The following is a 22,290-nucleotide window of genomic DNA, read 5'->3' on the forward strand; positions in this document are numbered from 1 at the left end:
GATTTCCATGCCGCACACCGACACCCGTATCGCAGCGCTGCGCCACGCCATGGCCGCGCGCGGCCTGAGCGCCTACATCGTCCCCTCCGCCGACCCGCACTTGTCGGAATACCTGCCGGCGCGCTGGCAGGGGCGGCAATGGCTGTCCGGCTTCACCGGTTCGGTGGGGACCCTGGTCGTCACGGCGGATTTCGCCGGCCTGTGGGTGGATAGCCGCTATTGGGTGCAGGCGGAAGCGCAACTGGCGGGTACCTGCGTCAGCCTGATGAAGCTGGGCGATCCGTCCGTGCCGGCGCACCCCGAATGGCTGGCGGCGCATTGCAAGGCGCGCGGCGCCGCCGGGCAAACCGTAGTGGGCGCGGATGGCCAGGTGTTGTCGCTGGCCGCGCACCGGGTGCTGGCCGACGCGGTGAGCGCCGCGGGCGGCCGCCTCGATATCTCCCACGACCTGCTGGCCGACATCTGGCCGGACCGCCCCGGATTGCCGGCGGCGCCGGTGCGCGAGCACCTGCCGCCCTATGCCTGCGTGACACGCGCCGACAAGCTTGCGCGACTTCGCGCGGCCATGCGGGCCAAGGAAGCGACGGCGCACCTCATCAGCTCGCTGGACGATGTCGCGTGGCTGTTCAACCTGCGCGGCGCCGACGTGGACTACAACCCGGTCTTCGTCGGCCATGCGCTGGTCCTGGCCGACCGCGCCGAACTCTACACCGCGGCCGGCAAGATCGACGCGGCCCTGGCGCAACGCCTGGGCGCCGACGGCGTCGCCGTCCGCCCCTACGACGCCTACACACAGGCCCTGGCCGGGCTGCCGGCGGACGCGGCGGTCCTGGTGGATCCGGCGCGCACCACGGTCGGCGTGCTGGCGGCGCTGCCCGCCACGGCGCGCCGCGTGGAAGCCATCAACCCGAGCACCCTGGCCAAATCCCGCAAGACCGATGACGAACTGGCCCATGTGCGCGCGGTCATGGAGCAGGACGGCGCCGCGCTGTGCGAATTCTTCGCCTGGTTCGACGCCGCGGTGGGGCGCGAGGCGATCACCGAGCTGACCATAGACGAAAAGCTGAGCGCCGCCCGTCGGCGCCGCCCCGGATTCGTCTCGCTCAGCTTCGGCACCATCGCGGCCTACAACGCCAACGGCGCCATGCCGCATTACCGCGCCACCCCGGAGTCGCACGCCGCCATCGAAGGCGACGGTCTGCTGCTGATCGATTCGGGCGGCCAGTACGAAGGCGGCACCACGGACATCACGCGGGTCGTCGGCGTCGGGCGACCCACGGCCGAGCAGAAGCGCGATTTCACCCTGGTGCTGAAAGGCATGATCGCGCTGTCGCGCGCCCGTTTTCCGCGCGGCGTGCTGTCGCCGATGCTGGACGCCATCGCGCGCGCGCCCATCTGGGAAGGTGGCGCGGAATACGGCCATGGCACCGGCCATGGCGTGGGCTACTTCATGAACGTGCACGAAGGGCCGCAGGTGATCGCGCACCGCGCCCAGGCCACCCCCCATACCGCCATGGAGCCCGGCATGATCACGTCCAACGAACCCGGCATCTACCGGCCGGGACGCTGGGGGGTCCGGATCGAGAACCTGGTCTGCAACCGGCCCGCGCAGACCACGGAGCTGGGCGAATTCCTGGCTTTCGAGACGCTGACGCTGTGCCCCATCGATACGACGTGCATCCTGGAGGACATGCTGCGGCCGGACGAGATCGCCTGGCTGGATGGCTATCACGCCCAGGTACGCGAGCGCCTGCTGCCGCACGTCGATGGCGCCGCCCGGGATTGGCTGCTGGCGCGCACGCGGGCGCTGGCCGCGGCGGAGTAGGCTGGCCCGAGGGGCCACGCGGGCGGCCGCCGTTGTTACTTCGCGACGCCATGGGAAATACCAGGATTCGCCGACGGCCCGGCTATAATCCAAATTTCCCGCACGCGCCCGGCCGCCCGGGCGCTCTTCACGATGACCAAATACGTATTTGTCACCGGTGGCGTAGTGTCTTCCCTGGGGAAAGGCATCGCCGCCGCGTCCCTTGGCGCGATCCTCGAATCGCGCGGTCTGCAAGTCACCCTGCTCAAGCTCGACCCGTACATCAACGTCGATCCCGGCACCATGAGCCCCTTCCAGCATGGCGAGGTTTTCGTCACGGAAGACGGCGCGGAAACCGACCTGGACCTGGGCCACTACGAGCGCTTCATTTCCACGCGCATGCGCAAGGTGAACAATTTCACCACCGGCCAGATCTACGAATCCGTGCTGCGCAAGGAACGCCGGGGCGACTACCTGGGCAAGACGGTGCAGGTCATCCCGCACATCACCAATGAAATCCAGGACTTCATCGCCCGCGGGGCCGAAGCCGGCTGGGATGGCAACACCGATGTGGCCATCGTCGAAATCGGCGGCACGGTCGGCGACATCGAGTCCCTGCCTTTCCTGGAAGCCGCGCGGCAGATGAGCCTGCGCATGGGCCGCAACAACGCGGCCTTCATCCATCTGACCCTGGTGCCGTTCATCGCGTCGGCGGGCGAACTGAAGACCAAGCCCACGCAGCACTCCGTGCAGAAACTGCGCGAAATCGGTATCTATCCGCATGCGCTGCTGTGCCGGGCGGATCGTCCCATCCCCGAAGACGAACGCGCCAAGATTTCACTGTTTTCCAACGTGCCGCTGGACGCCGTCATTTCGGTCTGGGACGCGGATTCGATCTACAAGATTCCCGCCATGCTGCACAAGCAGGGCCTGGACAACCTGGTGTGCGACGCCCTGGGACTGACGCCGCCGCCGGCCGACCTGTCCATGTGGGACGACCTGGTCGAAGCCCTGGAACATCCGGTGCACGAAGTCACGATCGGCATGGTCGGCAAGTATGTCGACCTGACGGAGTCGTACAAGTCGCTGACCGAAGCGCTGGTCCACGCCGGCATCCATACCCGTTCGCGCGTCAAGATCGAATACATCGACTCGGAAGACCTGGAAGCGCACGGCACGGACAGCCTCAAGCACCTGGACGCCATCCTGGTGCCCGGCGGCTTCGGCAAGCGCGGCACCGAAGGCAAGATCGCCGCCATCCGCTATGCGCGCGAAAACGGCGTGCCCTACCTGGGCATCTGCCTGGGCATGCAGTTGGCAGTCATCGAGTTCTCGCGCCACGTGGCCGGCCTGGGCGGCGCCAACAGCACGGAATTCGATCCCGCCGCCCCGCACCCGGTCGTGGCCCTGATCACGGAATGGATGGATCGCGAAGGCCGCGTGGAAAAGCGTGACGCCAATTCCGACCTGGGCGGCACCATGCGCAAGGGCGCGCAGCGCTGCCCGGTCAAGCCCGGCACGCTCGCCGCGCGGATCTACGGGCCGGAAGTCAATGAACGGCACCGCCACCGCTACGAAGTGAACAACGTCTACGTGCCCCGTCTGGAAGACGCCGGCATGGTGATCAGCGCGCGTACGCCCACCGAGAACCTGCCGGAAATGATGGAGCTGCCGGCGCACCCGTGGTTCGTGGGCGTGCAGTTCCACCCCGAATTCACGTCGACGCCGCGCGATGGGCACCCGCTGTTCTCCAGCTATATCCAGGCCGCCATCGACAGGCAGCAACGCCTCGCGGCGGACGCCGCGTGAACGGGCGGCTGGCGCGTTCGCACGCACCCGCGGACGCCCCGTGAGCGCCACGGCGCCATGGCCGTTTGATTCCATGCGGCGCCGGCTGGTCCGGCGCCGCGGCGTACAGTTTTCAACGATCTCAACGACCTAGGGAAGACCATCATGAGTGCAATCGTCGACATCATCGGCCGCGAAATCCTGGATTCGCGCGGCAATCCCACCGTGGAATGCGATGTACTGCTGGAATCGGGCGCCATGGGCCGGGCCGCGGTGCCGTCGGGCGCCTCCACCGGCGCGCGCGAAGCCATCGAGCTGCGTGACGGCGACAAAGGCCGCTATCTGGGCAAGGGCGTGCTGCGCGCGGTAGAAAACCTGAACACCGAAATCTCCGAAGCGCTGATGGGCCTGGACGCGCAGGAACAGACCTTCGTCGACCGCACCCTGATCGAACTGGACGGCACCGATGCCAAGGAACGCCTGGGCGCCAATGCCATCCTGGCCGCCAGCATGGCGGTGGCGCGCGCCGCCGCCGACGAATCGGGTCTGTCGCTGTACCGCTATTTCGGCGGCAGCGGCCCCATGAGCATGCCGGTGCCCATGATGAACGTCATCAACGGCGGCGCGCACGCCAACAACACGCTGGACCTGCAGGAATTCATGATCCTGCCGGTGGGCGCGGCCAGCTTCCGCGAAGCGCTGCGCTGGGGCGCGGAAGTCTTCCACGCGCTCAAGAAGCTGATCAATGCGCAAGGCATGTCCACCGCCGTGGGCGACGAAGGGGGGTTCGCGCCCAACGTGGCCAATCACGAGGCCGCCATCCAGCTGATCCTGAAAGCCATCGGCGAAGCCGGCTACGAGCCCGGCACGCAGATCGCGCTGGGCCTGGATTGCGCCAGCTCGGAATTCTTCAAGAACGGCAAGTACGTGCTGGAAGGCGAAGGCGGCATTTCGCTCAGCTCGCAGGAATTCACGAATCTGCTGGCCACGTGGTGCGACAAGTACCCCATCATTTCCATCGAAGACGGCATGGCCGAAAACGATTGGGAAGGCTGGAAGCTGCTGACCGACCAGCTGGGCAAGAAGGTGCAACTGGTCGGCGACGATCTGTTCGTCACCAATACGCGCATCCTGAAGGAAGGCATTTCCAAGGGCGTGGCCAATTCCATCCTGATCAAGATCAACCAGATCGGCACGCTGACCGAAACCTTCGCCGCCATCGAAATGGCCAAGCGCGCTGGCTACACCGCCGTGGTTTCGCATCGTTCGGGTGAAACGGAAGACTCCACCATCGCCGATATCGCCGTGGCGACCAACGCCATGCAGATCAAGACCGGTTCGCTGTCGCGGTCGGATCGCATGGCCAAGTACAACCAGCTGCTCCGTATCGAGGAAGAACTGGCCGAAGTCGCTTCCTATCCCGGCCTGGAAGCCTTCTACAACCTGCGCTGACCTGGTCGCGCGTCCGGCGGCTGGCCCTGACGGGGCCGCCGCCGTTCAACCCTGTTCGGATACCGCATGCGCCTGTTGTTCCTGGTTCTACTGGCCCTGGTCTGCCTGATCCAGTACCCGTTGTGGCTGGGCAAGGGTGGCTGGTTCAAGGTTTGGGACCTGCAGAAACAGGTGGCCGCGCAGCGCGCCGTCAACGAAGGGATGCGCGCCCGCAACGCCGCCCTGGACGCGGAAGTGCGCGACCTGCAGACGGGCACGGGCGCGCTGGAGGAACGGGCGCGCAGCGAACTGGGCATGATGAAGGACGGCGAGGTCTTCGTGCAGATCGTGCCAGCCGGCAGCTCACCCGCCGCGGCCGCGCAAGCGCCGCAATCCGCCGAGGCGGGCAATCTCCAGCGGACCGTGCCAGCCGCGGGGGCCGCCAACCGCGCGGTCGGCGCCTCACCCGCCAACCGTGCCGCCGGCGCTTCAGCCACCAATCGTGGCAATACGGGCAGCAACGCCAACGCCAACGCGAATGCCAATGCCGCCCAGGGCACCCGCCGCTAGGCCTGCCACGGCCGTGTCAGGCCGGTCCGCCGCCATCGCCCGCGGGCGCACAGCACAGTAGAACCCCGCAAGCCGGGTCATCGAGCGGTTCGCCGTTCCCGTCCGGGGACAACGGCCCAGACCCCGTTTCCCGCCGTCCAAGCACACCGATGTCCACCTCGTCCCGCCAGGGCCGGGGACGGCGTACTGGCGCATCCCGGCCCTCATGCGCCCGACCGCCGTCGACTGTCCGGTCCGCTCCGACCGCTGCGGCCGCTCCGACCGTTTCCACCGCTTCCATCGTTCCCACCGCTCGGCCCACGCCAGGCACGCTCCCGTGCCAGAGCACGGGATGCGACTGCATGGGCAAGGCCATTTCCATCTGCATCACCAGCATGCCGGCTCGCGCCGCGGGATCGCCGCTGCCCCGGATAACCGCCAGCCGCCGCAACAGCGCCCGCACCCCGGGCACCCACGGCGCGTGCGCATAGGCCAGCCGCAGCCGCAGCATGTTTGCTTCGAACACCGTTTGCCCCGAGCGCGGCCCGCGTCCGCCCGGCCAGCCCATGCGCCGGCGGCGCAGGTGCTGTTCCGCCTGGTAGTCATTGCGTATGGCCGGCAGCCCACGCGCGGCGGGGATGCGCAGCGACCGATCGCCGAAATCCGTGTAGGCGCCGACGGTGGGCGAAATGACGTCGATACGCCAGGCCGGGGCGCCGGTCTGCTGCGCGACGTGCAGGAAGCTCGCGCGCATGCGGGCGCGCGGATCGCGATGCCGTCCGGGCGGATGGAACAGGGGCAGCAGGGCGGTTTCGAACGCCTGCTCGATGGTGGCCGGCCGTGCATGCCGCGTCGCACCGGCGCGCGCCGCTTCCAGCAGCGCCAGGTCGAGCATCTGCCGCGTCATGTGCCAGCGGGCGGCCTCGACCACGAGCAGGCCGCAGAACATCAGCGGCAGCGCGCTCACGGTAAAGGCCGCGATGGCCGCGCCGCGCTGGCGGGCCGCCGCGCGCGAGATCGGGGGATGCATGGCGCAAGTCTGCCGCGCCGGCCAGCGCGCGTCGATTGCGACATGTACGTGTGACGCGCGCGGCGCACCCGAGCGCTCAGTGCACCGTGGGCGGATCCTGTCCCGGCAGCGCCTGCGAGTCGGTGAACAAGCCGGCGCAATCCACCGCGTCGAACAAGTACGGCTTGCCGCAGAAATCGCAGGCGACTTCCACATCCCCGCGTTCGGCCAGGATGCTCTCGATTTCCGCGCGGCCCAGCATGCGCAGCATATCGGCGACCTTGGTCCGGTTGCAGGGGCAATGCCAGCGCACCCCGGACGGCTCGAAGGTCAGCAGGGTTTCATCCCAGTACAGCCGATGGATCAAGGTATCGATGTCGGTGGCCAGCAACTCGTCCGACTTCAGCGTCTCCGTCAGGTGAACGGCGCGATTCCAGCTTTCCTCGGCCGCCTCCGGCGTCTGTGCGACCCCGCCCTGCCCGGGCAGGCGCTGCAGCAGCATGCCCGCCGCATGATAGTCGTCGGCGGCCAGCCACAAGCGCGTTTCCAGCTGTTCCGACTGCTGCATATAGTGGCTGAGGGCGTCGGCGACGGTATCGCCCACGATGGGCACGATACCCTGGTAGGGCTGCTGTCCCGGCGCCTTGCGCTGCGGATCCAGCACCACGATGAAGCGGCCATTGCCGCCCGGATTCATCAGGCTCTGCATCGTGCCGGTGTCCGGCACCACCTGTTCCTGGCGCAGCTTGACGGTCGCGCGCAGGCTCAGGTCGGCGCGGCACTCCACCACCAGCAGGGCGATCGGCCCGTCGCCCTGCACCTGTATCACCAGCGAACCTTCGAACTTCAGGTTGGCCGCCAGCAGCGTGGACGCGGCGATCAATTCGCCCAGCAGGCGCTTGATGGCGGGTGGGTAGTCGTGATTGACCTGTGCGGCGCGCCAGGTGTCGTGCAGACGTACCGCCTGGATGCGAACGGTACGGTCCTCGAAAAGATATTTCTTCAGGAGATCGGTCATCCTGGAATGTTAGCCGATACCGCCTCCGGGCAGGCCGCGCGGCGGCCGGATCGCGCTGCTCAGCCGATGCGCTTCAGCGTGCGTTTGTATTGGCGGCCGCGCTCGATATAGCCCTGGGTGTTCAGGTGCATGCGCTCGATTTCTTCCTGCGTCAGTTCCCGCACCACCTTGCCGATCCCGATGACCAGGCTGTTGTCCGGGATCACGCGGCCTTCGGGGATGATGGCGCCGGCGCCGATCAGGCAATTGCGGCCCACCACCGCTTCATTCAACACGATGGCCTGTATCCCGACCAACGCGCCGGCGCGTATGGTGCAGCCATGCAGCATGGCCTGGTGTCCCACCGTCACGCGCTCTTCGACGATCAGCCCCAGGCCCTTGTCGACGTGCAGGACCGACGATTCCTGGATGTTGCTGCCCCGGCGGATGACGATGGGCGCGTTGTCGCCCCGTATCGTCACCTGCGGCCAGATGCTGACGTCCGCTTCCAGCGTGACGTCGCCGATGATGTCCGCGCTGTCGGCAATATAGGCGCTGGCGTCGACGCGCGGCGCGACGCCTTCGAGTTCGTAGATGGCCATGGCGGTCTCCTGCGTCAGGCGGGCTGGTCGCCGCGCGCCTTTTCCGCTTTTTCCTCTTCGAGTTGACGCAGTACCCGTCGCTGCACCTTGCCGGTGGTGGTCATGGGCAGTTCGTCGAGAAACTCGATTTCCTTGGGATATTCATATGGCGCCAGCCGTTCGCGCACGTGGTCCTGCAGGGCCTGGACGATGCCGTCGCGAGCCTGGCCGGCGTACTCCGGGGTCAGCACGACATAGGCCTTGACCAGCGCGCCGCGCTCCGCATCCGGTTTGGGAACCACGGCCGCGTTGGCCACGGCCGGGTGGCCCAGCAGGCAGCTTTCGATTTCCCCTGGCCCGATGCGATAGCCCGCCGATTTGAAGACGTCGTCGCTGCGTCCCGCGTACCAGAGGTAGCCGTCTTCGTCCATGCGGGCCAGGTCGCCGGTGCGGCACCAGTCGCCGCTGAATTTCGCGGCGGTGGCGGTCGGGTTACGCCAGTACTGCAGGAACAGGATGGGGTCGGGATGGCCGTGGATGTCGTACCGGTTCAGCGCCACTTCGCCGATTTCGCCCGTCTTGGCCTCCTGGCCCTGGTCGTCGATGACCGCGACGCGGTGTCCCGGATAGGGCCGGCCCATGCTGCCCGGCTTGGCGGGCCAGCGCGCCTGGCTGTTGCCCACCAGATAGTTCATTTCAGTCTGGCCGAACATTTCGTTCGGCGTGATACCCAGCGCCGACCGGCACCAGCCGAATACGGTCTCGCCCACGGATTCGCCGGCGCTCATGATGGCCCGCAGCACCAGCTTGTAGCGTTCGCGCGGCGCCGGCACCGCCTTCATCATCGCTTTCAGCGCGGTGGGGAACAGGAAGGTGTTCGTGACCTGGTAGCGTTCCAGCAATTCGAACGCGCGCTCGGGGGAGAATCGTCCGCGCGTGCCGACGATGGGATGGCCGAAATACAGGGTGGGCAGCAGCGCGTCCATCATGCCGCCGGTCCAGGCCCAGTCGGCCGGCGACCAGAACACATCCCCCAGCTTGGGAAACCAGTCCTGCGACGCCACGAAACCCGGCAGGTTGCCGATCAGGGCGGAATGGGGCAGCAGCGCCCCCTTGGGTGCGCCCGTGGTGCCGGACGTGTAAAGCAGGATCGCGGGGTCGGTGGCCAGCGTGGAGACACGCTTGAACTCGGCGGGCTGGCGCGCCAGCAGGCTGCGCCACGGCAGCACGCGCTCGTCGGCGAAGCCGATGCCGATGATCTGGTGCAGGGCAGGGCACTGTTCCGCGATGGAAAGCAGGTTGGCGCTGGACGCCGCGTCCACCACCGCGACGCGCGCTTCCGAGTCGCGCAGGCGCGATTCCAGCGCTTCGGGACCGAACAATCCGGATAAGGGGACGATGACCGCGCCGACGCTGTAGGTGGCCATGTGCACCACCGCGGTCTCCGGTCGTTGTCCCAAAACAACAGCTACCCGGTCGCCCTTGCCCACTCCCATGCGCACCAGGCCGTTCGCCAACTGGTTCGCCGCTTCCGCCAGGCGGCCGTAGGTCCAGACTTCCCTGTTGCCCGCTTCGTCTTCGTAATAGATGGCGATGCGGCGTGCGTCGAGACCGCTTTCGGCCCAACGATGGCAGCACACCTCGGCGATGTTGAACTGCGTGGGTACTAGCCAGCGGAAAGAGTCGTAGAGCGCCTGGTATTGATCGTTCATGGCCCTGTTGTGAGCGGTTACACGATGGGACTCGTCGGCAGTGCTTTTGGGGCCGGATTGCCCCAAGCGCAAGCATGACCTAGAGGGCCACGATCCGCAACTTTCGCGTGCAGCGGCCCGCCAGGCCTAGGGTTATTACCGATGTTGCGGCGGGCGCCGATGCAAGCGACGACGTCCGCGGGCCGGGCGGAGGCGGAGCGCCGCCTTTACGGATGCTTGCCCTGGCGGCGCAGGGCCGAGGGCAGCGCGGGCAGGGATACCGGCCGCGGCGCGCGTGCCGGCGGGGCGTCCGCCGCGCGATCGGCCAGGACGGTTGCCCAGTCGAGCAACTGCAATTGGCCGGTATGGTCTTCGGTCAGGGCCGACAGGCTTTCCACCCAGTCGCCATCGTTGCAGTACAGCACGCCGTCGATGTCGCGCAGTTCCGCCTTGTGGATGTGCCCGCAGACGACGCCATCCAGCCCGCGCCGGCGGGCTTCCCCGGCCAGGGCGTGTTCGAAGTCGGTGATGAAGGCGACCGCGTTCTTGACCTTGTGCTTGAGGTACTGGGACAGCGACCAGTAGTGCAGCCCCATGCGATGGCGCATGCGGTTGAAGTAGTGGTTCAGCCACAGCGCGAACTGGTACAGCGTGTCGCCCAGGTGCGCCAGCCATTTGCTGTGCTGTATCACGCCGTCGAACTGGTCGCCGTGCAGCACCAGCAGCTTGCGTCCGTCGGCCGTCTCGTGGACGTCTTCGTCGACGATCTCGATGTCGCCGAAGGCATAGCCGATGAATTCGCGGGCAAATTCGTCATGGTTGCCCGGCACGAACACCACCCGGGTGCCTTCCCGCGCCTTGCGCAGGATGCGTTGCACGACGTCGTTGTGGGCGCGCGGCCAATGCCAGTGCTTGCGCAATTGCCAGCCGTCGATGATGTCGCCGACCAGGTACAGCGTCTCGGCTTCGTTGTGGTCCAGGAAATCCAGGAGGAATTCTGCTTTGCACCCCGTCGTGCCGAGATGCAAATCGGAAATCCACACAGTGCGCCAATGCGTCGGGCGAATCTCGTTCACATGTCCCTCGTTCGCGCTGTCATGTACGCATGAAATCACCCGGCGATGACGTCGATGTGAAATTGGGATGGCGCTTTCATGACAGCGGCGGAGGGCCGCGGCCCGGGGCCAGGCCCACGGGCGGGGTGTGGCCGGAGCGGATTCAGGCGCCGGCCGGGCTCTTGCGCGTGGTCCGGGGGGCCCCTGGCACGGTGACCAGCCGCGTGCGCGCCCAGCGGTCATGCAGGAACTGCCCTTCCGGGTCCAGCCAGGAGCCGACGAACACCGCAAACGGCGCGGCGATGATGAACATCAGGGTGGCAGGCCAGCGGGTCAGCGACTCGATGCCCCAGACCACCAGCGCCGCAATCAGCGGCAATATCCAGGCCAGCCCGTAGCGCCAGACCAGGCGGCTCAGGGACGGCGCGCTGCCATCCCTGGCGACCAGCCGGATGTTCCAGGTTTTCATGGGCAGCGTCTGGCCGGCGCGGCGCCAGCACACCACGAAGTACACGCCGATGGCCAGGAAAAGCCAGAACTGGCGGGCCGGCCGCAGCATCAGGCCGCTGCGGCTCTGCGTCAGCGTGTCGAAGAGATAATCCGCCAGGAAAACCACGCCGAACAGCAGCACGGCTTCGTACATCATGCAGGCGAAGCGCCGCAGGCGGGGCGGCGTGGACAGGGCAGTCGGGGTGTTCATAGCGGCGTATTATCCCCGGCAAAAAAAAAGCCCGCCACGAGGGCGGGTTTTAAAAGGGGCTTATGCAGCCCCCAAGGGGATCTGTCGCTGTCTGGTCGCTTTTCTGTTTCAGGCGCGGGCTGCTTCGCCGCTATGGCGGGCAGCAGGGGCGCGGAAAGAGCGGCCGAGCTTGCTGATCATCTTACCCAACGCGCGAAGCGGGCGCGGGCGGAATTGTTCTTCAATGGCCTGACGCATCAATTCGCGTTCCAGTTCGTCGGTCAGGCGCAGGGGTTCACGTTCGTTCACGATAATATCCTGAGTGCTAAAAGCAAGCGCTGCGTTCCATCCAGAGAATCTGTTTAATCCCGCGCGCTCTAGGGATAACCCGAATTATAGGGGTTAACCCTAGACCGTGCAAGTCGTAAAAAAGCAACAACTTTAAGAGCCGCATGGACAGTCAGGCCCCGGATTCCCCTTTCCCTTGGCGCATCGATCCGGTCGGCGACCGTTGCCTGCTGGTCACCCTCGGAGACCATGTGGACGGCGCGGTGAACCGTTCGGTCCTGGCGCTGGCGGCGCATCTACTGGCGGACCCGCCGCCGGGCGTGATCGACGTGGTACCGGCCTTCACCACGGTAGCCTTGCATTACCTGCCGCAGGCTTACGCCGGGCAGGCCGGCACGCCGCACGCCTGCCTGGCCGCCATCGTGGCGGACCGCCTGCGCCGGGGCGTGCCCGATATCGGCGCTGAATCGCGGCTGGTGGAGGTGCCCGCCTGCTATGGCGGCGCGTATGGCCCGGACCTGGACGAAGTGGCGGGGCGCTGTGGCCTGTCCACCAGCGAGGTGATCGAACTGCACTGCGCCTCGCCCCTGACGATCTACACCTTCTTTTTCGCCCCCGGCACGCCCTTCGCCGGCGGACTGGACGCGCGGCTGGCGGTACCCCGGCGGGCCACGCCGCGCACCGAAGTGCCGGCGGGTTCGGTCGCCATCGCCAACGGCCTGTCGATGATCTACCAACTGGCCATGCCTGGCGGCTGGAACCTGATCGGACGCACGCCCTGGAACCTGTTCGATCTGCGGCGCGAGCCTCCGGCCCGCCTGCGCCTGGGCGATCGCCTGCGCTTCGTGCCGATTTCGCCGGCCGAATTCGACCGTCTCTACGAGGCGCGGCCGTGATACGCGTATTGAAGCCAGGCGCGCTGACGCAACTGCAGGACCTGGGCCGCTACGGCCATCAGCGCTATGGGGTGCCGGTGAACGGCGTCATGGACGAATGGTCGCACCGGGTGGCCAATATCCTGGTGGGCAACCCCGATGATGCCGCCACGCTGGAATGTACGCTCACCGGTCCCACGCTGCGTTTCATGCCCGGCGGGCGCGGCGAACGCCTGATCGCGTTGTGCGGTGCCGATATGCAGGCGAGTATCGACGGCATGCCGGCGCCCCTGAACCAGCCGCTGCTGGTGCGGGCGGGTGCCACGCTGGCCTTCGGCGAGCGCCGGCGCGGCGCCCGTGTGTACCTGGCGGTGCGCGGCGGTTTCGATGTTCCCGCGGTCATGGGCAGCCGCAGCACGTTCGCCCGGGGCGGCTACGGCGGCTTCGAGGGCCGGGCAATCGCACGGGATGACCGATTGCCCCTGGGCGCGGCGGACACCGGGTATCCGGGGGCCACGCGCCTGCTGGTGCAATGCGGCCTGCCTTTCGTCAGCGCGGGCCTGTTCGAATTGCCGGCGCCGGCGGGGCATCCGGATGGCCTGCGCGCCATACAGGGGCCGCAGTGGCAGGCCTATACGGAAGCTGCCCGGACGGCCTTCCGCGAACAGCCGTTCCGGATCGACAGCCGCTCCGATCGCATGGGCTACCGTCTGGAAGGGCCGCGTCTGGCACTGTCCGAGCCGCTGGAGATGATTTCCGAGGCGGTGGCCTTTGGCACCGTGCAGGTGCCGCCGGATGGCAATCCCATCGTGTTGATGGCGGACCGCCAGAGCGCCGGCGGCTATCCCAAGATTGCTTACGTCGCCAGTGTGGACCTGCCGCTGCTGGCGCAGGCCATGCCCGGCGACACCGTGCGCTTCGCCATTGTCACGCTGGACGAGGCGCAGGCCTTGTACCTGGAGCGCGAGGCGTCGCTGGCGGCGCTGCGTGCGCGCGTCGCCAGCGCCATGGGAAGTGCCGGGGTGACGCCGGCCTGAGGTTGTCAGCCGTTGCGGCCGTCGTCGGCGTCGCCAATGTGACGGCGGTCGCCATCGTCGCCATCGTCGTCATCGCCGTGGTCGTCGTCATCGAAGTCGGCCGTATCGTCCGTGCCGGCGTGCGCGCCTTTGTCCAGGCGCTTGTCCCGATAACTGGCGCTGACCAGTTCGAAGCTGAACAAACGGCAATCCAGGGAGCCGTTGTGCAAGGGGATGCGCCGCCGCGGCTTCAGGCGCATCTTCTGCGGCAAGGCCATGTCGCTGGAGATGGCGTCCACCTGCCATCCGGCGAACTGGCGCTTCAGGCAGGCGGCCCAGTCGCTCCACAGGTCTTCGTCGTGGCCGGCCTGCAGCCGTTCGCCATAGGGCGGATTGGTGACGATCCAGCCATGTTCGGCCGGCGCCTGCAGGGTACGGGCGTCGCCGATTTCGAAGCGGATGCTGTCTTCGGTCAGCCATGCGCGCTCGGCGTTGCGGCGGGCGTACTCGATGGCCTGGGGATCGATGTCGTAGCCGAACAAGGGCGTTTCCAACGTGGGCTGGATGCGCGCCCGCGCATCGTCCTTCAGGTCGCGCCAGCGGCGGGCGTCGTGGTCGCGCAGGCGCTCGAAGGAGAACGGCCGCGCGATGCCGGGCGGCACGCCCAGCGCGATCCACGCGGCCTCGATCAGGATGGTCCCGCTGCCGCAGAAGGGATCGAGCAGCGGCGCGGCGGGATCCCAGCCGGCCAGCGCCAGCATGCCTGCCGCGAGGTTCTCGCGCAGCGGGGCTTCGCCCTTGTCCAGCCGCCATCCGCGCTTGAACAGGGATTCGCCGCTGGTATCCAGGTACAGCGTCGCGGTGTCGGCGGTCAGGAAGGCGTGGACGCGCGCGTCGGGCCGTACGGTATCGATATCCGGCCGCGCGCCTTCGCGGTCCAGCAGCCGGTCGCAGATGCCGTCCTTGACCCGCAGATTGCAGTATTGCAGGCTGCGCATCGGGCTTTTGATGGCTGACGTATCCACCCGCAGGGTCTGTTCGGCGCCGAACCAGCGCTCCCAGGGCGTGGCGTAGGCCAGGTCCAGCAGATCGTTTTCTTCCTGCACGGGCGCCTGCGCCACCCGCACCAGGATGCGCGTGGCCAGGCGCGAATACAGGTTGGCCTGCTGCACGCCGATCCAGTCGGCGCTGAAGTGCGCGCCGGCCCGGCCCGTGCGCGCATCGTCGAAACCCAGCGCGCGCAGTTCGATGGCCAGGACTTCTTCCAGGCCCTGAGGGCAGGGCGCGAACACCTGGAATCTTTCATCGGGACGCTGGCCCGCGGCCGGGCGCTGGCGCGGTTGCTCGGCGCGCGCGCGGGGCGCGGCGGCCGCGCCGTGGTCGCGTTTGTCGTATTCGCCGCGTTCGGCGCCTGCTTGCCCACGTCCGCGCGGCCTGTCGGGTGGGGTTTCAGCCGGCTTGGTCTTCCCGCGCTGTTTTTCCTGCAGGGCCACCAGCTTGGCGCGCGCCCCGCTGCGTGTGCGCTTGGCGTCAGCGGCAGGCGCGGCGGTGCCGGCCCGCTTGGTCAGGGTCAGCGTCTTGCGCGGGCGTTCGGAATCGTCGACGGACATGGAATGGATGATCTGGAGATGCTGAAGGTCAGAACGGCTTGACGACGACCAGCGCCACCACGATGAACAGCAACAGTACCGAGATCTCGTTGAACCATCGGTAGAAGGTGTGGCTGCGCGTCTTGCCGCCCTGTTCGAACTTGCGCAGCATGACGCCACAGGCGTGATGGTAGCCGATGATCAACAGCACGAAGAACAGCTTGGCATGCATCCAGCCGTTGCCCGGCCCCATGCCGATGCCATAGCCGACGTAAAGCCACAGGCCGAACACGATGGCGATCACCGCCAGCACGGTGGTGAAGCGGAACAGGCGCCGCGCCATGCCCAGCAGCACCGCGCGCACCGCCGGCTCATGCTGCTGCGCCAGGTTCACGTAGATGCGCGGCAGGTAGAACAGGCCGGCGAACCAGGCCGCGATGAAGACGATGTGCAGGGTCTTGATCCAGAGCATGGGCCTCTACCTTTGAATGAAACGGGCATTGTAGGGGGGCGCGGCGCCGGGAAGGCGCCGCACGATATCGCCTGTGGATACGCGCCGCGATTCAGCCGCGCAACTGGCCTTCGCCGCTCAGCACCCACTTGTACGTGGTCAGGCCCTCCAGGCCCACGGGCCCGCGCGCATGCAGGCGATTGGTGGAAATGCCGATCTCGGAGCCCAGGCCATATTCGTAGCCGTCGGCGAATACGGTCGGCAGGTTCACGTAGACCGAACTGGAATCCACTTCACGTTGGAAGCGCTGCGCCGCGCTCAGGTTTTCGGTGACGATGGCGTCGGTGTGTCCGGAGCCCCAACGGCCGATGTGATCCATGGCGTCGTCCAGCGTGTCGACGACGCGGATCGCCAGGATGGGGCCCAGGTATTCTTCGGCCCAGTCGGTATCGGTGGCTGGCTTGGCGGCGGGAACCAGCTCGCGCGTGCGCGGGCAACCGCGCAGTTCCACGCCGTGGCTGACCAGGGCGTCGGCCAGCCGCGGCAGGACGGTATCGGCCACGGCCGCATGCACCAGCAGCGTTTCCATCGATCCGCAGACGCCGTAGCGGTACGTCTTGGCGTTGAAGGCGATGGCGTGGGCTTTTTCAAGGTCGGCGTCGGCGTCGATGTAGACGTGGCAATTGCCGTCCAGGTGCTTGATGACGGGCACGCGCGCTTCGGCGCTGATGCGCTGGATCAGGCTCTTGCCGCCGCGCGGCACGATGACATCGACGTGTTCGGTCATGGTGATCAGCTTGCCTACCGCCGCGCGGTCGGGCGTATCGACCACCTGTACCGCGTGGGCGGGCAGGCCGGCGGCATCCAGGCCCTGGCGCACGATGGCCGCCAGGGCCAGGTTGGAGCGCAGGGCTTCGCTGCCGCCGCGCAGGATGGCGGCGTTGCCGGATTTCAGGCACAGGGCGGCGGCGTCTATCGTGACGTTGGGCCGCGATTCGTAGATGATGCCGATCACGCCCAGCGGCACCCGCATCTGCGCCACGCGCATGCCGTTGGGCCGGATCGTGGTGGGACCGATGCTGCCCACCGGATCGGGCAGGGCTGCGACCTGGCGCAGGCCTTCAGCCATCAGGTCCAGCGTGCGATCGGACAGCGTCAGCCGGTCCAGCAATGCCGGCGTCAGCCCGTTTTCGCGTGCCGCGTCCATATCCTGGCGATTGGCGGCTTTCAGTGCGTCGCGGTTGCCGGCGATGGCGTCGGCCATGGCGGTCAGGGCGCGCACCTTGGCGGTGCCGCTGGCGGACATCATCTGGCGCGCGGCGCGGCGGGCGTTTTCGCCCAGGGCGAGCATGGCTTGTTCTACGGTCTGGCTGGACATGGCTATCGATGGAAACGGCATGCGCCGGGCGGCCGGCGGTGAGCTCGTAGTGTATCCGTAGAGACGCGTTCAGGCGTCCCGGCGGCCGGCGGCGGCCACCCGCAGCGCCAGGCGGGTCATCTCTTCCCACGGATCGGACAGGCGGCCCGGCACGGACAGCCCCTTGATGATGCGGTCGACCTCGTGCGCGTGCTGGACGGCGGCCGGCCAGGCGCGCGCCGGCACGCGCGACAGCGCCTGCATCGCCAACCGTTCATGGGCCCCGAAGATCCGCAGCTTGCGCATGACCGCGCCGCTGTCCTGGCCGCTGGCGCGCGCCTGCGCCACGCGGGCCAGGACGCGGATTTCCTCTCCGACCGCCCAAAGCACCAGCGGCAGCGCCTCGCCTTCTGCGCGCAGGCCGTCCAGCATGCGCACGGTGCGGCCGACGTCGCCGGCCAGCATGGCGTCGCGCAGGCCGAAGACGTCATAGCGCGCGACGTTCAGCACCGCGCGCTCCACGGCTTCGGCTTCCAGCATGCCTTCGGGGTACAGCAGGGCCAGCTTCTGTATTTCCTGGTGCGCCGCCAGCAGGTTGCCTTCGACTTTGTCCGCCATCCACTGCAAAGTGGTGGCGTCGGCGCGCTGGTTCTGGCGCGCCAGCCGTTCGCCTATCCAGGCAGGCAGCCGCGTGCGCTCGATGTTGGGAATGTCGACGAGAACGCCGCGCGACAGGGCCGACATCCAGCGGCTTTCGCGAGTGGCCTTGTCCAGTCGCGGCAGGCCGATGGCGATGACCGTGTCAGGATCGCTGCCGCTGGCATCCGCCTGTTCGGCCAGGCGGGCCAGCATGTCGCCGCCGGCCTTGCCGGGCTTGCCGGTCGGGATCTTCAGTTCCAGCAGGCGACGGTCGCCGAACAGCGAGACGGTCTGGGTGGCGGCGACGACGGCGCTCCAGTCGCTGCGGGCGTCCATCACCAGGGACGTACGCTCGGTGTAGCCGGCCGCGCGCGCCGCCGCGCGCAGCGCGTCCATGGCTTCGGTGACGAGCAGCGGCTCGTCGCCGCTGACCGTGTACAGCGGCGCCAGCCGTGTTCCCGCGCGCCGCAGATGGTCGGCGAAGCGGTCGGCGTCCAGGGTTTGCGCCATGCCTGCTAGTACGTGCCGTCGTCGTCGGGGCTGGCCGGGCCGTTGGTGATGCTCGGGCGGTTCCACGGCAACCGGTCGTTCTGCTGCGGCGTCGGTTGGTTGATGTTGTAGACCGGGCCCTGCTCGTCGCCAGGCTTGGTGTTTTCCAGCTTCTGCGCGGCGAGCCGCACATCGGGTGCCGTCAGGCGCCGTACGATGCGGCTGACCAGGCTCTGCTCCATGTTCCGGTACAGGCTTTCCGCCTGGCCTTCCTTGGCCTGCACGACCTGGTCGTTGTATTGCATTTCCCGGTAGGCTTCCAGCGTGGTGTCCGGCAGCAGGGCGCGACCCTTGGCATCGACGACGCGGAAGGTGAACACCAACCCCAGTTCGTACTCTTCCACACGGCCCTGGGCGTTCAGCGATACCTCGCGCATGGAGCGCGAATTGCGGACCTGCTGCAGGATGGCTTCGGCCTCCTTGGGCGTTTCCACCAGCTTGGTATCGGGTGACGCCGCCGCGATGGCCCTGCGCACTTCCGCGCCGAAGCGCGAATTCGGCGCGATGCCGATATACAGCGAGTCGAAGGGCAGGGGTGTCGTGCCCCGCATCTGGAAACCGCATGCGGACAACAGCGCGAGCAGGGCCAGGCTGGCGACGCGCAGCGCCCAGCGTGGACCGCCGCGCCGCGCGCCCGTCGAGCCTAGTTTGTGCCTGGCGAAATTCATGCGGTACCCCATTAACCTACGACGTTGACCAGTTTGCCGGGCACCACGATAACCCGTTTGGGCGGCCGGCCCTCGAGAAACCGGGCCACTGCCTCATGCGCCGCGGCCTGGGCCTCGATCTCTTCGCGCGCGGCCTGCGCCGGCACGCGCAGCGCGCCGCGCAGCTTGCCGTTGACCTGCAGCATCAGCTCCAGTTCGTCCGCCACGAGCGCGGCGTCGTCGACCTGCGGCCAGGGGGCGTCCAGCAGGTCGCCGTAAAGGCCGGCATAGCCGAGTTCCTGCCACAGCTGCCAGGTGATGTGCGGCACCACCGGATAGAGCACGCGCAGCAGGATTCCCAGGCATTCGGCGCGCGCGGCGTCGGATGCCGGGCCGGCCGGCAGGTCGGCGTTTTCGATGGCGTTCAGCATCTTCATGCAGGCCGACACCACGGTGTTGTACTGGATGCGCTCGTAGTCGTAGTCGGCCTGCTTGAGCAGCGTGTGGATTTCGCGGCGCAGATCCTTGGCCGCCTCGGGCGCGCCGCGCCAGTCGATGTCGTGCGCCGCCAGGCCGGCCGCCACGGCGTCGCGCTGCGACCAGCCATGCGACCACAGGCGGCGCAGGAAGCGGTTGGCGCCCTCCACGCCGGAGTCGGACCACTCCAGCGTCTGCTCGGGTGGGCTGGCGAACATGACGAACAGGCGCGCGGTGTCCGCGCCCAGGGTGTCGATCAGCGACTGCGGATCCACGCCATTGTTCTTCGACTTGGACATGGTGCCCACGCCGCCGTAGACGACGTCGCTGCCGTCCGACTTGCGGCGCGCGCCGGTGATGGCGCCCTTGGCGTCGTAGACGTTTTCGACTTCGTCCGGCCAGAAGTACTCGATGCCGCCGTGTTCCGTCTTGCGCGAATAGATATGGTTCAGCACCATGCCCTGGCAGAGCAGGCGCGTGAACGGTTCATCGAACTTGAGCAGGCCCAGGTCGCGCATGACCTTGGTCCAGAACCGCGCATACAACAGGTGCAGCACCGCGTGCTCGATGCCGCCGATGTACTGGTCCATCGGCATCCAGTAATCATTGCGGCCGTCGACCATCGCGCCATCGTTGCCGGGCGAGGTGTAGCGCATGAAATACCACGACGAATCGACGAAGGTATCCATGGTGTCCGTCTCGCGGCGCGCAGGCTTGCCGCACGTGGGGCAGGCGCAGGACAGGAAGGCTTCGTTCTTCGCCAGCGGATTGCCGGTGCCGTCGGGGATCAGGTCTTCGGGCAGGACCACGGGCAGGTCCTTTTCCGGGACCGGCACCGGGCCGCAGTCGGCGCAATGGATGATGGGGATGGGCGTGCCCCAATAGCGCTGGCGCGAAATGCCCCAGTCGCGCAGGCGCCAGGTGGTCTGTTTTTCGCCCAGGCCCAGCGACGCCAGGTCGGCGGCGATGGCGTCCACCGCGTGCTTGAAGTCCAGGCCGTCATACTTGCCGGAATGGACGAGGCGGCCGCTTTGCTTGTCGGCGTACCACTCCTGCCAGGCATCGGTAGAGTAGGTCTTGCCGGGCACGTCCACGACTTGCCGGATTTCCAGGCCGTATTTGCGCGCGAAGGCGAAGTCGCGTTCGTCGTGCGCCGGCACGCCCATGACGGCGCCGTCGCCATAGCTCATCAGCACGTAGTTGCCGACCCACACGTCGACGGGCTGGCCGGTCAGGGGATGCGTGACCTGCAGGCCCGTGGGCAGGCCTTCCTTTTCGCGGGTCGCCAGTTCGGCCTCGGTCGTGCCGCCCAGCTTGCAGCGTTCGATGAAGTCGGCCAGTTCCGCGTTGTCGCGCGCGGCCAGCGTGGCCAGCGGGTGTTCCGGCGCCACCGCGCAGAACGTGACGCCCATGATGGTGTCGGCGCGGGTGGTGAACACGTAAAGCTTGCCGTCCTGCACCAACTGGCCCGATTCGTCGCGGATGTCGTGCGTGAAGGCAAAGCGCACGCCTTCGCTCTTGCCTATCCAGTTTTCCTGCATCAGCCGCACGCGCTCGGGCCAGCCCGGCAGGCCGGTCTTGACCCGGTCGAGCAGTTCTTCGGCGTAATCGGTGATGCGCAGGTAGTAGCCCGGGATCTCGCGCTTTTCCACCAGGGCGCCCGAGCGCCAGCCGCGGCCGTCGATAACCTGTTCGTTCGCCAGCACGGTCTGGTCCACCGGGTCCCAGTTGACGACCTGGGTCTTGCGGTAGGCGATGCCTTTTTCCAGCATCTTCAGGAACAGCCACTGGTTCCACTTGTAGTACGCGGGATCGCAGGCGCTCATTTCGCGCGACCAGTCGATCGCCAGACCCATCGCCTGCATCTGCTTCTTCATGTAGGCGATGTTGTCGTAGGTCCACTTCGCGGGCGGCACCTTGGACTTGATGGCGGCGTTTTCCGCGGGCATGCCGAAGGCATCCCAGCCCATGGGCATCAGCACGTTGTAGCCGCGCATGCGCAGTTGCCGCGCCATCATGTCATTGATGGTGTAGTTGCGGACATGGCCCATGTGCAATTTACCGCTGGGGTAGGGCAGCATGGAACACGCGTAGAACTTCGGCTTTTCGGCGCCGCTGGCATTGCGGGCGTGCTCGCTGACGCGATAGACGTCGTTACTGCGCCAGACGTCCTGGGCGGCGGCTTCGACGGCATTGGGGTTGTAGCGTTCCTGCATGGGCTCGGTGGGATCTGGATGGATCGGTGACGAATAAAGGGCCGGCCCCCGGCGGCTGGGGACGGTCAAAACCCTTGATTATAGGTTCTGCCATCCGGGCCCAGGGTGGGCGGCCGCACGAATACGCCTTCCGAGGGGGGGGCGGGCGTAATAGTTGCTGGTGAAGTGCCTGGCATTGACGCCGTGGCCGGCCTTGGAGGGCCATCGCGGCGGGTGTCGTCTCGTTCGTACCAGCGGGCATGCGCGTTGCATCCCGTCGGGCTCGTGAACCACCACCGACAAGAGGTTCGATATGACCGACAGCCAAGACCAAAAACCCCCACGCAAGCCACGCGGTTTCGCCGCGATGGGGCCTGAATTCCAACGCGAGATCGCGGCGCAGGGCGGGCGTGCGGCGCACCGCCTGGGTAAGGCTCATCGCTTCACTTCGCAGGAAGCGCGGGCTGCGGCCACCAAGCGGCACGCCGCGCGGCAATCACAGCCGGCGGCGTCATCGGAGTCGTCCCCCGCGACGGCCGAACACCCCAAGGATCGTTGAAGATCCTGCCCGCCGCGGGCCGCAAGGCCCGGGGCGCCGCGCGCCGGCCCTCCCCGGGCCAGGC

General features: G+C 67.5%; 19 protein-coding genes and 1 pseudogene. 7 read left to right on the forward strand and 13 right to left on the reverse strand.

Translation table 11 applies throughout. The annotated features are described in order from the left end of the window. The first annotated feature begins 7 nt into the window (after positions 1 to 7). From CAL12_RS08640 to ftsB, 4 genes are all read left to right on the forward strand, one after another. Positions 8 to 1,825, forward strand: a complete 1,818-nt coding sequence (locus CAL12_RS08640) for an aminopeptidase P family protein (protein ID WP_086064116.1) — start codon at positions 8 to 10, stop codon at positions 1,823 to 1,825. A 132-nt stretch (positions 1,826 to 1,957) separates the two neighbouring features. Beyond that, the gene (locus CAL12_RS08645) at positions 1,958 to 3,613 is read left to right on the forward strand and encodes a CTP synthase (RefSeq protein WP_086064117.1); all 1,656 of its coding nucleotides are present in this window, start codon (positions 1,958 to 1,960) and stop codon (positions 3,611 to 3,613) included. Between the two features lie 144 nt (positions 3,614 to 3,757). Beyond that, positions 3,758 to 5,044, forward strand: a complete 1,287-nt coding sequence (gene eno, locus CAL12_RS08650; RefSeq protein ID WP_086064118.1) for a phosphopyruvate hydratase — start codon at positions 3,758 to 3,760, stop codon at positions 5,042 to 5,044. A 66-nt stretch (positions 5,045 to 5,110) separates the two neighbouring features. Next, complete coding sequence (gene ftsB, locus CAL12_RS08655; protein WP_086064119.1) at positions 5,111 to 5,593, forward strand: cell division protein FtsB; 483 nt, start codon at positions 5,111 to 5,113, stop codon at positions 5,591 to 5,593. Between the two features lie 16 nt (positions 5,594 to 5,609). Here ftsB and CAL12_RS08660 read toward each other — a convergent pair whose 3' ends face one another. From CAL12_RS08660 to CAL12_RS08690, 7 genes are all read right to left on the reverse strand, one after another. Beyond that, positions 5,610 to 6,602, reverse strand: a complete 993-nt coding sequence (locus CAL12_RS08660; RefSeq protein ID WP_086064120.1) for a TadE/TadG family type IV pilus assembly protein — start codon at positions 6,600 to 6,602, stop codon at positions 5,610 to 5,612. 76 nt (positions 6,603 to 6,678) lie between these two features. Then, positions 6,679 to 7,599 carry an Hsp33 family molecular chaperone HslO gene (gene hslO, locus CAL12_RS08665; RefSeq protein ID WP_086064121.1) on the reverse strand — a complete coding sequence of 307 codons (921 nt, stop codon included), beginning with the start codon at positions 7,597 to 7,599 and terminating at the stop codon, positions 6,679 to 6,681. Between the two features lie 59 nt (positions 7,600 to 7,658). Next, entirely contained in the window at positions 7,659 to 8,180 is a 522-nt protein-coding gene (locus CAL12_RS08670; protein WP_086064122.1) for a gamma carbonic anhydrase family protein, read from the reverse strand. A 14-nt stretch (positions 8,181 to 8,194) separates the two neighbouring features. After that, a complete protein-coding gene (locus CAL12_RS08675; RefSeq protein WP_086064123.1) occupies positions 8,195 to 9,871 on the reverse strand; it encodes an acyl-CoA synthetase in 1,677 nt (558 codons plus the stop codon). 206 nt (positions 9,872 to 10,077) lie between these two features. After that, positions 10,078 to 10,926 carry a UDP-2,3-diacylglucosamine diphosphatase gene (locus CAL12_RS08680; RefSeq protein ID WP_086064124.1) on the reverse strand — a complete coding sequence of 283 codons (849 nt, stop codon included), beginning with the start codon at positions 10,924 to 10,926 and terminating at the stop codon, positions 10,078 to 10,080. A 142-nt stretch (positions 10,927 to 11,068) separates the two neighbouring features. Further along, positions 11,069 to 11,605: an RDD family protein gene (locus CAL12_RS08685; protein WP_086064125.1), complete on the reverse strand. Its 537-nt coding sequence runs from the start codon at positions 11,603 to 11,605 to the stop codon at positions 11,069 to 11,071. 108 nt (positions 11,606 to 11,713) lie between these two features. Then, positions 11,714 to 11,893 (reverse strand): hypothetical protein, encoded by a 180-nt coding sequence (locus tag CAL12_RS08690; RefSeq protein WP_086064126.1) that lies wholly within the window; start codon positions 11,891 to 11,893, stop codon positions 11,714 to 11,716. Positions 11,894 to 12,036: 143 nt separating this feature from the next. On the opposite strand from CAL12_RS08690, the gene pxpB reads away from it, so the two are divergent. Both pxpB and CAL12_RS08700 read left to right on the forward strand, forming a co-directional pair. Continuing rightward, entirely contained in the window at positions 12,037 to 12,768 is a 732-nt protein-coding gene (gene pxpB / locus CAL12_RS08695; protein WP_086064127.1) for a 5-oxoprolinase subunit PxpB, read from the forward strand. Then, positions 12,765 to 13,784: a biotin-dependent carboxyltransferase family protein gene (locus CAL12_RS08700; protein ID WP_086064128.1), complete on the forward strand. Its 1,020-nt coding sequence runs from the start codon at positions 12,765 to 12,767 to the stop codon at positions 13,782 to 13,784. The genes pxpB and CAL12_RS08700 overlap by 4 nt, the downstream gene beginning before the upstream one ends. Before the next feature lie 143 nt (positions 13,785 to 13,927). Here CAL12_RS08700 and CAL12_RS08705 read toward each other — a convergent pair. The 6 genes and pseudogenes from CAL12_RS08705 to leuS form a co-directional block, all read right to left on the reverse strand. Then, positions 13,928 to 15,373 (reverse strand): annotated as a pseudogene (locus CAL12_RS08705) (THUMP domain-containing class I SAM-dependent RNA methyltransferase); the annotation flags it as partial. A gap of 28 nt (positions 15,374 to 15,401) precedes the next feature. Then, on the reverse strand, positions 15,402 to 15,824 hold the full coding sequence (locus CAL12_RS08710; protein ID WP_086064130.1) for a CopD family protein: 423 nt from the start codon (positions 15,822 to 15,824) through the stop codon (positions 15,402 to 15,404). A gap of 91 nt (positions 15,825 to 15,915) precedes the next feature. Further along, positions 15,916 to 17,181: a glutamate-5-semialdehyde dehydrogenase gene (locus CAL12_RS08715; RefSeq protein WP_086067758.1), complete on the reverse strand. Its 1,266-nt coding sequence runs from the start codon at positions 17,179 to 17,181 to the stop codon at positions 15,916 to 15,918. A 69-nt stretch (positions 17,182 to 17,250) separates the two neighbouring features. Then, complete coding sequence (gene holA / locus CAL12_RS08720) at positions 17,251 to 18,309, reverse strand: DNA polymerase III subunit delta (protein ID WP_086064131.1); 1,059 nt, start codon at positions 18,307 to 18,309, stop codon at positions 17,251 to 17,253. 5 nt (positions 18,310 to 18,314) lie between these two features. Then, positions 18,315 to 19,016, reverse strand: a complete 702-nt coding sequence (locus tag CAL12_RS08725; RefSeq protein ID WP_086067759.1) for an LPS-assembly lipoprotein LptE — start codon at positions 19,014 to 19,016, stop codon at positions 18,315 to 18,317. Positions 19,017 to 19,027: 11 nt separating this feature from the next. Next, a complete protein-coding gene (gene leuS, locus CAL12_RS08730) occupies positions 19,028 to 21,688 on the reverse strand; it encodes a leucine--tRNA ligase (protein ID WP_086064132.1) in 2,661 nt (886 codons plus the stop codon). Positions 21,689 to 22,034: 346 nt separating this feature from the next. Here leuS and CAL12_RS28670 point away from each other — a divergent pair, with 346 nt between their 5' ends. Beyond that, entirely contained in the window at positions 22,035 to 22,226 is a 192-nt protein-coding gene (locus tag CAL12_RS28670) for a KGG domain-containing protein (protein ID WP_420042788.1), read from the forward strand. Positions 22,227 to 22,290 lie beyond the last annotated feature (64 nt).

Source organism: Bordetella genomosp. 8, from assembly GCF_002119685.1.
GTDB lineage: Bacteria > Pseudomonadota > Gammaproteobacteria > Burkholderiales > Burkholderiaceae_B > Bordetella_C.